2 protein-coding genes are annotated in these 15,696 nt (G+C 75.1%); both read right to left on the bottom strand.

Translation table 11 applies throughout. The features are described from left to right. Window positions 1-109: 109 nt before the first annotated feature. A complete protein-coding gene (locus tag WME73_RS04605) occupies window positions 110-7,930 on the bottom strand; it encodes a beta-ketoacyl synthase N-terminal-like domain-containing protein (protein WP_437914881.1) in 7,821 nt (2,606 codons plus the stop codon). A gap of 11 nt (window positions 7,931-7,941) precedes the next feature. Then, on the bottom strand, window positions 7,942-15,696 hold the full coding sequence (locus WME73_RS04600; RefSeq protein ID WP_437914880.1) for an SDR family NAD(P)-dependent oxidoreductase: 7,755 nt from the start codon (window positions 15,694-15,696) through the stop codon (window positions 7,942-7,944).

Here is a 15,696-nt window from a genome sequence, read left to right as displayed (position 1 = left end):
GTCGGGCTGACCCGATCCCAGGGACACGAACCCGTCAGATCTCGCTCTCCCGAGCGCAGAGCGGCATTCGACGAAATGCAGGTGTGGGTACGGGCAGAGACGGCTCGGCTCACCCCCCGAGCCGCCTCCCGAGGAGCCGCGCGGCGAGCTTCCGCAGCCAGTCCGCCCGCCGCGCGTCGGGCGCGACGAGCCGCCCCGTGCGCGCGGCCTCCAGGATCGCCGCCGTCTCCGGCGTCGGGTCGGCGCACGCCTGCAGCACCCGGAAGACCGTCGCGTCCTCGTGCGCGACGCCCGCCTCCTCGACCCAGGCGTCCACCGACGCCGCGAACGCAGGATCCCCGGGGAACGGCTGCTCGACCGCGTTGCTCGGGCCGAGCCCGTTGATGCCGCTGATCACGAGGTCCTTGCGATCCTTGTAGGTCAGCCCCGCGAGCTCCTCGGGCAGCAGCGGGCGACCGATCCAGATGTCCTGCAGGCCCATGCCGAGCGGGAACTCGAGCCGCCGATCGAGCGGCTCCGGCGGCAGCGCGCCGGAGAAGCGCACCGGCACCACCGGGACGCCCACCGCGAGCGCCATGTCGATGAACGAGCCGCTCATCTTGCGCACCGGCGTGCGGCACTCGAGCGACCGCGTGCCCTCGACGTGCACCATCACGCCCTTGCCGGCCCCCTGCATCTCGGCCCCGAGCTCCGCGATGATGCTCCCGAGCGACGCCTTGTCCTCGCGATCGAAGTACGTGATCACCTTCGGATCGCGCGCGCCTGGGTACGCGAAGCAGTGCGCGAGCATCGTGCCGAGCCACGTCGTCCGGTGCTCGGCCTTGGCCAGCGTGACCGTCGAGACCTCCGTCAGGCCGGACACGGCGATGCCGAACAGCAGCGACTCCACGCCGACCTGGTGGTTGCCGAGGTAGAGCAGGCTCCGGCCCTTCACGGCGCGGAACGCCTCGGGATCGACGACGTGCACCCGGCGGATGAACCGCTCGATGAGGCCGAAGTACAGGTCCTCCGCCGGCCACCGGCCGATGCCCATGGCCGCGCCCCAGTAGCGGCGGACAGGCTCGATGTCGATCACGGGCGGGCCCGCGTCGCGGACCACGACCTCGGAGCCCTCGCGCGCCACGGTGAACGGCCAGCGCGTGAGCGGCTGCGCCGAGGAGACACCGGCGAGGGACACGGTCGACGGGTGCACGCCCGCGCGCCGCGCGACGTGATCCTTCACCGCCGCCGCCTCGACGAGGTCGCCCGACGCGGCGTAGAGCCGCGCCACGGTGCCGGGCATCCAGTCCATCGTGCGCACGTCGGCGGGGCTGCAGCGCGCCTCGCCCGACGCCACGTCGACGCGCGAGACAGCGAGGTCGACCGGCGCGCGATCGCGCAGGAACGCCCGGCGGATCCCGGGAGGCGCGCCGCCGATCGGCCCCTGCGGGAGCAGCACCTCGACCAGCCGGAGCTCCAGCCAGACGCGCTCTCCCGCCGCGGCCCCGGCCTCTGCGATGGCCTGCACCCGGAACGAGACGAAGCGATCGTCACGGCCCTCGTAACGCACCTCCACGCGCACCGGCGACCCGGGCGCCGGCCCGTACAGGCGGAGCGACGGGATGCGCGACGGGAACGCGATCTGGGCGGGCGGGCACTCCGGATCCCACAGCGACAGCCGGTCGTGCGGGATGGTGTGGGTCAGCGCGTCGAGCATGCCCTGGTGCAGCGTGCCGGGAGGCACCGAGCCCCTCGCAGGGTCCAGCACCGCCGAGGACCCGCGCGCGCCGAGGCGGAGCGCGGTCAGGTACTGGAACGCAGGGCCGTGGAACAGCGTCCCCGCGGCGTACGGATCGTCCGCCTCCGGCGCGTCGAGCGCCGGCTCCGGCGCCGGGGCGGGCGGGTAGTCACGGGCCACCCGCACGCGGCCGGTGCACACGGGCTCGAACCGCGAGAGCGCCGGGTTCGATGCCTCGCGCCACGCGAGCAGCCGGACGTCGAGGACGTCGCCCGATCCGGTCGCCTCGGCCTTGACGCGCACCGGCCCCGGCACGGGCAGCCAGCGCTGCACCACCACGTCCTCCACGGCCACGACCACGCTCCCCGGGCGCGCCCGCAACGCGGCGCCGGCCAGCCGGTCGACCATGCTCATCCCGGGGAGCGCCGGGACCGCCCACGTGGGGCGGTGGTCCGCGACCCACCCGTCCGGATCGAGCACCTCCTCGGCGTCGTCGAGCGCCAGCGCCGGCGCGGCCTTCGCCGCGGGCTGCTCCTGCGGGCGCAGGCGCGGGCTCCCGCCCACGGCGCCCGGGAGCGAGGCGAGGCGGCGCGCGCTCGCGCGCGGATCGAAGCCGACGTCGCGCCGCGCCCGCGGCGAGGCGCCGTCGACGATCCGCACGCCGAGCGTCGCGCCGTAGATGCGCAGGCCGTCCACCCAGAGGTAGGACTCGGCGATGACGTAGGGCCCGCGATCGTCGCGGCCGATCTCGAGGATGTCGGTGTCGACGGTCACCCGCCGGCTGGCCGGCAGCACCTGGCCCCGGTACCGCCAGGAGTGCTCGTGCCCCGTCATCACGGGCTCGAACCGCGGGTCGCGGAGGCCCGCGTGGAGGTCCTGGTGCAGCATCCAGAACTGGATCGTCTGCAGCATCGCCTCGATGCCGAGCGAGCCTGGCTGCACGGGATCGCCCAGGAAATGAGCCTTGAAGAACCACTCCGACGCGTGCACGTCCCGCCGCGCGCGGAGCCGGCCGAGCCCCTTCCGGCCGCCGGCCTTCCACAGGCCGTCGATCCGGTCGATCATCAGCAGCGACGGCCGCGCGAGCCCGAGCTTGCCGCCGCAGTACCGCGCGGGGCGCTCGCGGAGATCGACCTCGAAATCGGACGGCTCATCGAGCGCGGCGACCTCCTCGGGCCTCGGCGGGATCCCGATCTGCGTCGCGAGCGCGGTCTTCGGGAAGAAGCCGAACACCGTGTCGAGGTCGTACACGCGGGCGCCGCCGAGGCTGCACTCGACCCGGAACGAGAGGATGATCATGCCGCCCGATCGGGACATGTTCGTGAGCCGCGATCGGGTGCGCAGCGCGCCGCCGGCCAGCGCCGGCAGGACCTCGGCGTGCAGCGTGCCCTTGCCGTCGAGGTTGCGGAAGTACAGCGCGCCGTCGGTCGAGAGCGCGCAGCCGGCGTAGCTCGCGAGCCAGCCGCACGTCTGGAGCGCGGCCTCGAGCACCACCGCGAACGGCATCGTGAGGCTCGCGTTCTCGTCGAAGTACCACGCGTCCTCCGGGACGTCGTACTCGACCTCGACCTCGGCGCCGGCCTTCATCGACGCCATGGGGCGCGAGACCGAGAGGACCCGGCTCATGAAGTGGTACGGCGGCCCCGGGAGCCGGGCGACGTGCTGCCCCCCGTCGAACCTGCGGTAGAGCGGGCCGAACGCGTCCGACGGCCTGCCCCAGGCGCACGAGAGCAGGCTCCGGTAATCGAGCGGGAAGCCGCCGGCGTCCGCGTGTCCCGCCGAGACGGCGCCGTCCGGCGGCGGCGCGCCCGTCTCGGACCAGGGGACGCGCGCGACCGGCACCGGCTCGACGTGGCCGTCGAGCAGCTCGGGGGCGCTCGTCAGCGGCCAGTCGGGGCTGAGGCGCAGGCCCACGCGGCGGGCGTGGAACGCCTTGAGGCCGTCGACCGTGCACAGGAAGTCGGCGAACACCGTCGGACACGGGCCGTCGTGGACCTCCTCGACGAACACCTCGTACGTGAGCACGCGGCTCGTCGGGACCACCTGGCCGCGGCAGCGGAGCAGGTACGGGATCTCCGGCACGGGCTCGAAGCGGAAGCCGTCCGCGTCCACCGTGAAGCCCATGGCCGCCATGTAGAATGCGAGCGCCTGCAGGCAGCCCTCGAACATGAGCGTCCCCGGCATGCAGGGGTCGTCCTTGAAGTGGCCCTCGAAGTACCAGCCGTCCTTCGTGATCGGCAGCGTGGCCCGGAGATAGCCGCGCTTCCACGGGCCGCCCGCCGGGTCGAACACGTCGACGCGATCGAAGAACAGCATGGGCGGGGCGCTGATCCGCGGCGTCCTGACGTGGGTGCTCAGACGATCGAAGCCGGGGCCGAACGCCGCCGCGCCGTCGCCGGCCGCGAACGCGAGGAGGTCGGCCCGGTCGAACGCGGACTTCCCGCACGCGATCCGGGGCGGATCGAGGCGGGCGGTCGTCGCGTGCTCGGCGGTGTCCGCGTCCCAGAGGACGCCGCCGGAGCTCGCGAGCTCCTCGTCGGTGAAGAAGCCGGCCTGGCCCTTGCGCGTCTTCAGGCGCAGCTCGCCGCCGATCCGGCAGTCGTAGTGGAAGAAGAACAGTCGGACGTCGCCGTGCTTCGCGTGCCCGTCGACGTGGATGTCGTAGACGAGCGTGTCGCCCGGGCGCGGCAGGCCGCCGTAGAAGGTGAGCTCGCAGCCGAGCAGGCGGTAGACGCGCTCGCCCTTGTTCTCGAAGTCCGCGCCGAGCCAGCTGATGAGCAGCAGGTCGGCCTGGCCGCTCTCGATCATGACGCCGGCCGGCATCGCGCCGTCGTGCAGGTACCAGGAATCCCACCGCACGTCGGTCTCGGTCCACATCGTGCCGAGCTTCATCGAGCCGGGCTCGGCGTCGATCCCGGTGACCCGATCGGCGAGCAGGAGCGGCGGCATGGGCATGCGCACCTGGCGGCGATAGGCGTCCTGCCGGGCGAAGAGCGGGCCGAACACGTCGGAGATCCGGCCCGAGGCGAGGTGCTCGAGCTGCTCGCGGCTGAACCGGGGGCCGCGGGGCGCAACGGCAGGCGCCGCGGAGAGCACCGGCTGGGCGGAGGGACGCGGCGCAGGCGGCGGCGCGGCGGAGGGGCGCGGCGCCTCGGCGCGGGCGGGCTGCGGTGGCTCGGCGCGGACCGGACGCGGCGCGTCCGCGTCGATCGGCTGCGGCGCAGCGGCAGGGCGCAGCGCCTCGATGCGCGCGAGAGGCGGCGCATCGATCGGCCGCGACGCAGCGGCGGGGCGCGGCGCCTCGACCGGGCGCGGGGCCTCGGTACGGACCGGCGCGGCGTGAGGCACCTGCGCCAAGGAGGCCTCGACCACCACCGCGGCCGCGCCCGACGACGCCTGCACGAGCGAGTCCAGCGCGCGCTGCCGCATCTGAAGGAACCGGCGGTGGACCTGGGCCTGCTGCTCCGCCCACTCCTTGTGGATCTGCGCCAGCTGCACGGTGAACGCCGCGGCGCCGGCGATCACGTCGCCCGGGATGTCCACGGCAGCGACCGCGACGACGGCCGGTCCGACCGGCGGCGGCTCCTCTGCGAGGCTCGCGGCGACGGCCGTGACGACCGCCGGCCCGACCGGCGGCGGCTCGTCCCAGGACGGCGCCCGATCCGCGTCGGCGGCAGAGAACCCCGTGGGGCCGGGGTACAGCGGCGGCAGGTCGTCGAGAGCGGACGGCAGAGGCGGCGCAGGTTCCATGGAGTCTCCGGGGGATGAACAGGAGGCCGCGCCGGGCACGACGATCGCCGGCGGGTGGGCGGGGAGCGTCAGCGTCGGCCCCTCCGCCGATCGCGGCGGCGGGAGCGGCGCGGCGGGGCCGCCGGCCCCGATGCGGACCGACAGCGAGCCGCCGCCGAGGCCGGCGCAGCGGACCTCGGCGATCCGGATCTCGTCGGACCACGGCGCCCCGTCGGGCTTGCGGCCGTGACGGCAGGCGAGCACCGCGGCGGCCACGTGCAGCAGGCCCGAGGCCGCGTGCGCGTGGCCGAACCGCGGCGCGAGATCCGTGGACGACAGCACGAGGCCAGGGTCGGCCGGCTCGTCCACGACCACGGCCAGGACCGGGTGCCGCTCCCGGACGGCGTCGTCGAGGCGCTCGAGCACGAGCACCACGGCGGCGTCGCCGGGGGGCAGGCGGACGCCGAGCGCCTCGAGCGCGGCCGCGTGGGCGGGCTCGCACGAGAGATCCACCGCGCCGACGATCGCCGCGTCCACCGTGCCGGCGCGCAGGGCGCGTGACGCGACGCGCAGCGCCCAGGGGCCGGACAGCTCCTCGGCCGCGATCGTGAACGACGGTCCACCGACGTCGAGCTGGCTGTTCAGCCGGTTCGCCGGGATGTTGGGCATGTTCCCGACGACGCCCGCCGCCTGCAGCGCAGGGATGATCGCGTCCTGGAGCGCGCCGACGTCGACCGACGGACCGAGCCGCGCCGGCGCCGTCTCGGCGAGCCGCCATCGCGTCATGTACCGGCACACCTCGGTGTCGGCGCCCATGCCGATCAGCACGGCGGTGCGATCGCGCGGCAGCGCGAGCCCCTCGGTGGCCTCGATCGCCGCCTCGAGCAGCAGCGTCTGCTGGGCGAGCGCCTGCTGTAGATCGCGCGGCGGGAACCGGAGCCGATCCGCGGGCAGCGCGACCGCCGCCCGGCGGGGATCCGCGCCGCGGCCCGAGAGGAGCGGCTCGGCGAAGGCCCGGACGCCGCTGAGCTCACCGACGCACAGGCCCATGGCCACCACGGCCAGGGGGCCTGCCGGCGCGGGATGCGCGGCCGCGACAGCGCGCGAGGCCTCTGCGGCGGGCTGCGGCGCGGCGTGGGCCGCGCGGCCCCTCGGCGAGGACGGCTCGTACGCCTCCACGAGGAGGTGGGCGTTGTTCCCGCCGAACCCGAACGCCGACAGGCCCGCGAGCCGCCGCCCCTCCCACGGCTCGGCGCGCTGCAGCACCCGGAAGGGGCTCGCGGCCGCCGCCTCGCTCAGCGGATCGGCGTGCAGCGTCGGCGGGCGGACGCCGGCGGCCATGGCGCCGAGCAGCTTGAGGAGCCCGGCCGCGCCGGCCGTCGTGACGAGGTGACCGAGGTTCGACTTGAGCGAGCCGAGCGGGACGTCGCGGGAGCCGAACACCTCCTTGAGGGTCGCGATCTCGGTCGCGTCGCCGAGGGGCGTGCCCGTCGCGTGGCACTCGAGCAGCGACACCTCGCGGGGATCGAGGCCCGCCATGGCGTACGCGGCCCGCATCGCGCGCAGCTGGCCCTCGACGGAGGGCGCCAGGAGGCCGCGGCCGCGGCCGTCGTTCGACAGGCCGATCCCGCGGATCACGCCGAGGATCGGCCTGCCCGCGGCCTCCGCGTCCGACAGGCGCTCCAGGACCACGAACGCCGCGCCCTCCGCCGGGACCAGGCCGTCGGCCTCCGACGAGAACGGGCGGCTCTGCCCGGTGCGGCTCATGGCCGACAGCGCGCAGAACCCGATGTGCATGAAGAGGTCGTCCGAGCGGCACACCGCGCCTGCGAGCATCCGGTCGACCTCGCGGTCCTGCAGCCGCTCGCAGGCGAGCGCGATCGCGTACAGCGACGACGCGCACGCGGCGTCGAGCGCGAACGCCCCGGCCCCGAGGCCGAGCACGTCGGCCAGCAGGTGGGCGGGCAGCCCCGACATGAACCGGTTGCGCGGATCGGGGCGCGGGACGCCGGCGAGATCGCCGAGCCACGTCGACTCGACCCACGCCGACATCGCCGACGACGGGAACGAGAGGTTCCCGAGCACCGCGCCCGCGCGGTCGGACCGGCCCTCGTGCCCCGCCTCGCGCAGCGCCTCGCGGCCCGCGTGGAGCACCCACTGGAAGAGCGGGTCGAGCGCGAGCAGGGACTCGGGCGGCCCGCCCCGCCGCGGGAAGGGGTCGCTGGCGAGCACGCGGCGGAAGTGCTCGTCGAACCCGGTGACGTAGCCGCCGCGGTCGCTCCACGCGCGGTCCTTCGCGTCGCGCACGTCGCGCGCGCCGCGGGCGACGTGCGCGAGCGCGCGCTCACGCGAGAGGCGCCAGCGGCCGTCGGGCGCGGCGGACAGGAGGTCCCTGCCGGCGAGCACGTTGTCCCAGAGGGCCGCGGGGTGGAGCGCGCCCGGGAGGACGCACCCGCGGCCGACGATCGCGATGGGCTCGAACACGCTGGCCTCGATCACGCCTGGCCGCGCGCCGTGTCGGGGCGCAGGACGTACTGCACGTCGCGCAGCTCCGCGACGAGCGAGCCGCGGTCGTCGACGAACGCGATGTCGGCCTTCGTGCGATCGCGGGCCACGATCTGCCCGCGCACCACGGCGCGCAGCGGGCCGTCGGACGGCCCCTCGGCGAAGGTGTGCAGCGCGCCCACGGACATCGGGAGCGCCGCGCCGCCGAGCACGTGCTGCGTCCACAGCGTCGCGAGCTGCAGCCCGCCGTCGAGCGCCGCCGGATCGGTCTTCCACGGCTGGGCCACCCAGCCGGCCTCGCGGAGGCCCACGACCGTCCCCGCGATCCCGTCGCGGCTCACGCCGTCGAGCTGCCGGATCACCTGGAAGTCGCGGCCGTGGAAGAGCGTGCGGCCGTCGTACAGCTCGCCGCCGGCGGGCCACGGGCCGAGCTCCGGCGCGGCCGGGCCCTTCGGGGCCACGCGCCCTTCGGGCGGCTGCATCTGGATGGTCGCCGCGTAGTGCAGCGCCCCCTGCGGCCCGCGCAGCTCCGCCGCGAGCACCGCGCCTTGGCCGTTGCTCACCTCGCGGCAGTCGACGCGGAACACCTCGCCGCCGGACTCGTAGGCCGCGAGCTTGATCCCGCGCAGGACCCGCACGTCGCGGAGCTCGGTCACGACGAGATCCGGCCGGCACGCGCGCGCGGCGCGGGCGAACCACTCGAGCGCGATCACCACCGGCACCACGGGGACGCCGTTGATGGCGTGATCGCCGAGGTAGGGGTGCGTCGCGCGGTCCGCGCGGACGGCCAGCGCGACCCGGCCGCCGTTGCCCTGGGCCGCGAGCGCCTTCGGCTCCGCGCCGAGCACGAGCTCGACCGCGCCGGGCGGGGCGCCGCCTTGCCCGCGCGCGCCGCGATCGCCGCGATCGCCGCGATCGCCTGACGCGTCGCACAGCTCGTCGAGGAGCATCTTCGCGCCCGCGGCGAGCGGGATGAGCGGCACGCCGAGCTGCGCGAAGTGGGCCTCGAGCGCGGCGTTCACCATGCCGCCTTGCCAGGGGCCCCAGCCGAGCGACTTCACCCGGCAGCCCGGGCGGCGGGCTGCCTCGGCGGCCGCGACCTTGTTCAGGACCTCGTTCGCCATCGCGTAGTCGCACTGCCCCTTGTTGCCGCCGCGCGCGGCGACCGAGCTGAAGAGGACGATCGCCTTGAGCGGGTCGCCCGCGGTCGCGCCGAGCAGGGCCCGGAGGCCGTCGACCTTCGTGCTGAACACGCGCTCGAACTGCTCGACCGTCTTCTCGGCGACGAGCTTGTCGGCGAGCACGCCGGCGCCGTGGACGATCGCCGTGACGGGGCCGAGGGCGCCGCGCACGCCGTCGAGCGCCGCGGCCACCGCCCGCGCGTCGTTCACGTCGACAGGGACGTAGAGGGCCTCGCCGCCGGCGGCGCGGATCGCGTCGAGCGTCGCGCGGACCTCGCGGTTCGCGAGGATCTTCGCGACGCTCCGGCCGATCTCCGCCGGGGTCACCCGCTGGCCCGCGGAGGTCGCCGCCTTGACGAGCGCCGCCTTGAGCGCGGCCTCGCCGTCGGCGCCGCGGCAGGCGGCCGGCTCGTCCTCGAGCGCGGTGCGGCCGAGCAGCGCGAACCGCGCGTGGCTGGCCCTGGCGAGCGCGATCAGCGTCGCCGCGGTGACGCCGCGGGCGCCGCCGCTCGCCACGACCACGTCGGACGGCCCGAGGGGGAGCGGCCCGGGCTGCGCGTCCTGCCGGACGCTGCGCGGGGTGGTGCGCCGGCCGTCCGCGCGCAGGCCGATCTCGAGCTCGACGCCGCCGGACAGGAGCTCCGAGGTGATGGCCTCCGCGAGCTCGCCGTCCGAGCGGCCGGCGCGCTCGAGGTCGATCGCGCGGCAGGACGCCTCGGGCCACTCCAGCGCCGCGGTCTTCACGAGCCCCGTCAGCCCGCCGATCCAGGCTCGGTCCGAGCCGGCGAGGCCGAAGTCGCCGCCGGTGTCCTGGACCGTGACGAAGAGGGCCGGCTTCGCCGCGATCGCCTGGGCTGCGAGGAACGCCTCGCGATGGACGGTGAGCGCCTCGTCGGCCGTGGCCAGCTCGCGCAGGCCGCCGAGGAACACGGCGCCGCGCGCGCCGCGGGGCACGGCGGGGGCGTACTCGGCGGCGATCCCGCGCGCCGCGAGGGCCGCGACGAGCGCGGGGCCGATCGCGTCGTGGCCGGTGACCACGACGGTGCCTGCGTCGAAGAGGCCGGGCATCGTGAGGCCGGCGGCGGGCGCCGGCTCCTCGACGAGCGTCCACCGGCCGAGGGGCGCGGAGGCCGGCTCCTCGGCGGGCGCCGCCGGGGCAGCGCCGGCGGTGACAGCGGCGGGACCGAGGCTCGCGCGGAGGTGGTCGACGACCTGCCCCAGCGTGCGCAGCTGCGCCAGCGCCGACGCGTCGACCTCCGCCAGCCCCGGCGTCCGATCGCGGACCGCCGACAGGATCTCCACCCGCTTGATGCTGTCGATGCCGAGGTCGCTCTCCAGCTCCATCTGCAGCCCCAGCATCTCCGCCGGGTAGCCCGTCGTCTCCGCGACGACCGCCATCACCACCCGCTCCACCTCGGCCGCGCCAGGCGCCGCGCCGGACGCGCCGGCAGGCGCTGCGATAGCAGGCACGGCGGCGGCTGTGGGCGTGACGACTGCCGAGCTTGCGCTGGCGGCCGGCAGCGAGGCGCGGAGGTGGTCGACGACCTGCCCCAGCGTGCGCAGCTGCGCCAGCGCCGAGGCGTCGACCTCCGCCAGCCCCGGCGTCCGGTCGCGGACCGCCGACAGGATCTCCACCCGCTTGATGCTGTCGATGCCGAGATCGCTCTCCAGCTCCATCTGCAGCCCCAGCATCTCCGCCGGGTAGCCCGTCGTCTCCGCGACGACCGCCATCACCACCTGCTCCACCTCGGCCGCGCCAGGCGCAGAGGCGGACGCTCCGGCGGGCGCCGCGACGGCAGACGCCTTCGCGGCGGGCGCGACGGCCGCCGGACTGGCGCTGGCAGCAGACAGCGAGGCGCGGAGGTGGTCGACGACCTGCCCCAGCGTGCGCAGCTGCGCCAGCGCCGACGCATCGACCTCCGACAGTCCGGGCGTCCGGTCACGGACCGCCGACAGGATCTCCACCCGCTTGATGCTGTCGATGCCGAGATCACTCTCCAGCTCCATCTGAAGCCCGAGCATCTCCGCCGGATAGCCCGTCGTCTCCGCGACGACCGCCATCACCACCTGCTCCACCTCGGCCGCGCCAGGCGCAGAGGCGGAAGCGACGGCAGGCGCCGCGACGGCAGACGCCTTCGCGGCGGGCGCGACGGCCGCCGGACTGGCGCTGGCAGCAGGCAGCGAGGCGCGGAGGTGGTCGACGACCTGCCCCAGCGTGCGCAGCTGCGCCAGCGCCGAAGCGTCGACCTCCGACAGCCCAGGCGTCCTGTCACGGACCGAGGACAGGATCTCCACCCGCTTGATGCTGTCGATGCCGAGGTCGCTCTCCAGCTCCATCTGAAGCCCGAGCATCTCCGCCGGGTAGCCCGTCGTCTCCGCGACGACCGCCATCACCACCTGCTCCACCTCGGCCGCGCCAGGCGCAGAGGCGGAAGCGACGGCAGGCGCCGCGATGGCAGACGCCGCGATGGCAGACGCCTTCGCGGCGGGCGCGACGGCCGCCGGACTGGCGCTGGCGGCCGGCCCGGCGGCCGGCAGCGAGGCGCGGAGGTGGTCGACGACCTGCCCCAGCGTGCGCAGCTGCGCCAGCGCCGAGGCATCGACCTCCGACAGCCCAGGCGTCCTGTCACGGACCGAGGACAGGATCTCCACCCGCTTGATGCTGTCGATGCCGAGATCGCTCTCCAGCTCCATCTGCAGCCCGAGCATGGAGACGGGGTATCCCGTCTTGTCCGCAACCACGTCGAGGACCAACCGCTCGATGTCGACACGCGGCGCAGCGGCGACCGCCGCCTGCGTTGCCACGGCGACCGCAGGCGCGGTGACGGCCGTAGACACTGCCATCGCAGGCGTCGCGGCTGCGGTCTTCGCCGCCGCAACAGGCGCCGAGGCGGCCGCTTTTGCGGTCACGGCAGGCGCTGCAACCGCCACCTTCGCTGTCACGGCAGGCGCCGCCTGCGCCGGCAGCGCGACAGGCGTATGGAGCTCCCCGCCGGCACCGTTCAGGCCGTCCAGGGCCACGTTGCTCCTGCCCTCGCCGGAGCGCGCGGTCGGCGCCCCTGCGGGCCGTAGGGATGCCTCCGAGACAGGCCCCACATGCACCGGAGCGAGGAGAACCGGCGGAGGCCGTACCTCGGACACCGTCGTCGGAGCGACCGGGTACGGAGCGCCGGTCGCCAGCGCAGCAAGCCCTGCGAAGGACGCCTCGGCGGCCTGAAGGAAGGCGATGTGGCTCTCGGCCATCGTGCGCTGGTACACGCTGTGGGCTTCCGCCGTGGCGCGCTGCGCCTCCTGGTACGCGGCCAGCCACGACGCGCTCGCCGCCGGCCGCGATGCGCTCACGACAGGCGCCGGCGCGCTCACCACCGCCTGCGGCGCGCTCACCACCGCCTGCGGCACGCTCACCACCGCCTGCGGCACGCTCACTACGGGCGCCGACGCGCTCACTGCCGAACGCGACGCGCTCACGATAGGCGCCGACGCGCTCGCCACCGCAGGCGCCGGCGCGCTCACCACAGGCGCCGGCGCGCTCACTACCGGCAGCGACGCGCTCACCACAGGCGCCGGCGCGCTCACTGCCGAACGCGATGCGCTCACCGCAGGCGCCGGCGCGCTCACCACCGGCGCCGACGCGCCCACCGCCGCCCGCGGCGCGCTCGCCACAGGCTGCAACGCCGCCCGCGGCGCCTCCGGCGCCGGCTTCTGCGCCGCCCGCGGCGGGCTCGCCGCCGGCAGCGCCTTCGCGCCCCCCTGCGGCGGGTACGGCTTCCCGTAGTTGCTGCCGTTGATCTGCAGCGCCAGCTTCGGCTTCGGCAGCGCCCGCGGATCGCTCGGCGCCGCGAAGCCTTCCCACAGGACCCGCGCGTCCAGCGGCACCCCGGCCACGGCGAGCCGTGCCACCGCCTCGAGCAGGCTCGTCACGCCGTGTTTGCCCTTGCGGTCGAGCGCCACCGCCCGGTGCGGCCGGCCGCTCAGGATGTCGCCGACCAGGTTCGTCAGCACCGAGCCCGGCCCGACCTCGACGAACGTGCGCGCGCCGTCCGCGTACATCCGCTCGATCTCCTCCACGAACCGCACCGGCTCCGCGAGCTGCCGCGCCAGCCGGTCGCGCGCCGCGTCGCCGCCGCCCGCGTACGGCTCGATCTCCGCGTTGCTGTACACGGGCGCCGCCGGCGCCTCGACCGCGATGCCCGCCAGGAACTCGCGGAGCGGCGCGCTCGCCTCCGCCACGAGCGGCGAGTGGAACGCCGCGGCCACGTCGAGGCGCCGCGCCTGGATCCCGACGCCCTTCAGCCGCTCCTCCGCGGCCTCGATCGCCGCGACCGAGCCCGACAGCACCACCTGCTTCGGGCCGTTGTGGTTCGCTATCACCACGCCGCCGAGGCCGAGCGCCCGCACCTCGTCGATCCCCCGCGGGACCGCGATCATCGCGCCCCGCTCCGACGACGCCGCGCCCATCAGCTCGCCGCGCCGCCGCGCCACGCGCAGCAGGTCTGCCGCGGACAGCGCGCCGGCCGCGTGCAGCGCCGTGATCTCGCCGAAGCTGTGGCCCGCGAACGCCTCGGCCCGCACCCCGAGCGCCGCGAGCAGCGCGAGGTGCGCGAGGCTCGTCGCGCCGATCGCCGGCTGCGCCCACCGCGTCTCGCGGAGCCGCGCCTCCTGCGCCGCCCGGTCCTCGTCCGAGAACACCGGCCGCGGGAACACCACCTCGTGCAGCGGCGCGTCCGCGATCGCGACGCCCGCCGCCGCGTCCCAGGCCGCGCGCGCCGGGTCGAACGTCATGAGCGCGTCCGCGCCCATCCCGACGTACTGGCTCCCCTGCCCCGGGAACAGGAACGCCACCCGCCCCGGCGCCTCCCCGCTCGCGCAGTGCACGAGCGGCGCCGAGAGCGCCTGCTCCGGCCTCGCCTCGAGGTGCGCCGCGACCTGCTCGAGCTTCTTCCTGAGATCCGCCTCGTCCGTCGCGCACAGCCCGAGCCGCGCCGGCCTCGACGCGTCGAACGAGAGCACCGACTCCCGCGCCAGGAAGCGCAGGATCTCGGGCACCTCCGCCTCCTTCACCAGCGCCCGCGCGCGATCCGCGAGCGCCGCCGGCGTGTCCGCCGACAGGAGGAACAGCTCCGCCGGCAAGGCCCGCACCCGCCACGCCTTCGGCGCCGGGCCCGTGTACTCCTCCAGCGCCACGTGGAAGTTCGAGCCGCCGAAGCCGAACGAGCTCACCGACGCCCGCCGCGGGTGGTCCCCCGGCCGGATCCACGGCCGCGCCTGGGTGTTGAGATAAAAAGCGGTCTTTTCTATGTCGAGCTTGGGGTTCGGCTTGTCGACCTTGATGGTCGGCGGGAGCACCTTGTGGTGCAGCGCCATGATCGCCTTGAACAGGCCGGCCGCGCCGGCCGCCGCCTTGGTGTGGCCGATCTGCGACTTCACGCTGCCGAGCGCGCACCACTGGCGGTCTTCGCGCCCCGACTCGTCGAACATCGCGCGCAGGCCCTCGAACTCGGCCGCGTCGCCGGCCTTCGTCCCGGTGCCGTGCGCCTCCATCAGCTCCACGGTCTCGGGGCCGTACCCGGCGGCGGCGTACGTCCGGCGGAGCGCCTTCGCCTGCCCTTCCGGCACCGGCGCGTACACGCTCTTGCTCCGCCCGTCCGAGGACGAGCCGATCCCGCGGATCACCGCGTAGACCCGGTCTCCGTCGCGCTCGGCGTCGTCGAGCCGCTTGAGCGCCACCATCGCGATGCCCTCGCCGAGCAGCGTGCCGTCGGCCTTGTCGGAGAACGGCCGGCAATCGCCCGACTTCGACAGCGCGGGCGTCTTGCTGAAGCACATGTACATGAAGGCGTCGTTCATCGTGTCGCAGCCGCCCGCGATCACGAGATCGGACTGGCCGAGCGCCAGCTCGTTGATGGCCATCGACATCGCCGACAGCGACGACGCGCACGCCGCGTCGGTCACGCAGTTCGTCCCGCCGAGGTCGAGCCGGTTCGCGATGCGCCCGGCCACCACGTTCCCGAGCAGGCCCGGAAAGCTCGACTCCTGCCATGGCACGTAGTTGCCCGCGATCTTGTCGCAGGCGCGCTTCACCTCGTCCTCCGGATACCCGAGATCCCGGAGCGCCTTCGCCCACACCGGCCGCTGGATCCGGCTCACCATCGAGGCGAGCAGCTCCTGCGCGGAGGTGACGCCGAGGATCACGCTCATCCGCTCGCGGCTCATCGACTCGAACTGCCCCTGCGCCGCGTCCTCCAGGACCCGCTTCGCCACGATCAGCGCGAGCAGCTGCGTCGTGTCCGTCGCCGGAACGATCGAGGGCGGGACGCCCCACTCGAGCGGATCGAACGGCACATTCTTGAGAAAGGCGCCGCGCTTCGCATACGTCTTGTCCGGGGCGGACGGGTCAGGATCGTAGTAGTCCTCGACCAGCCAGTGGGTGCTCGGGACATCCGTGATAAGGTCTGTCCCGGACAGGATATCGCGCCAGAAGCCGTGCGCGTCGACCGAGCCGGGGAAGATGGCGCTCACGCCGACGACGGCGATGTGCGGGATACGCGAAGACGAATGGTGCAT

It is taken from the genome of Sorangium sp. So ce302 (genome assembly GCF_051530145.1).
Classification (GTDB): domain Bacteria; phylum Myxococcota_A; class Polyangia; order Polyangiales; family Polyangiaceae; genus Sorangium; species Sorangium cellulosum_B.
Note: the sequence above shows the minus strand (reverse complement) of the source record. Positions and strands in the feature narration are given on the sequence as shown.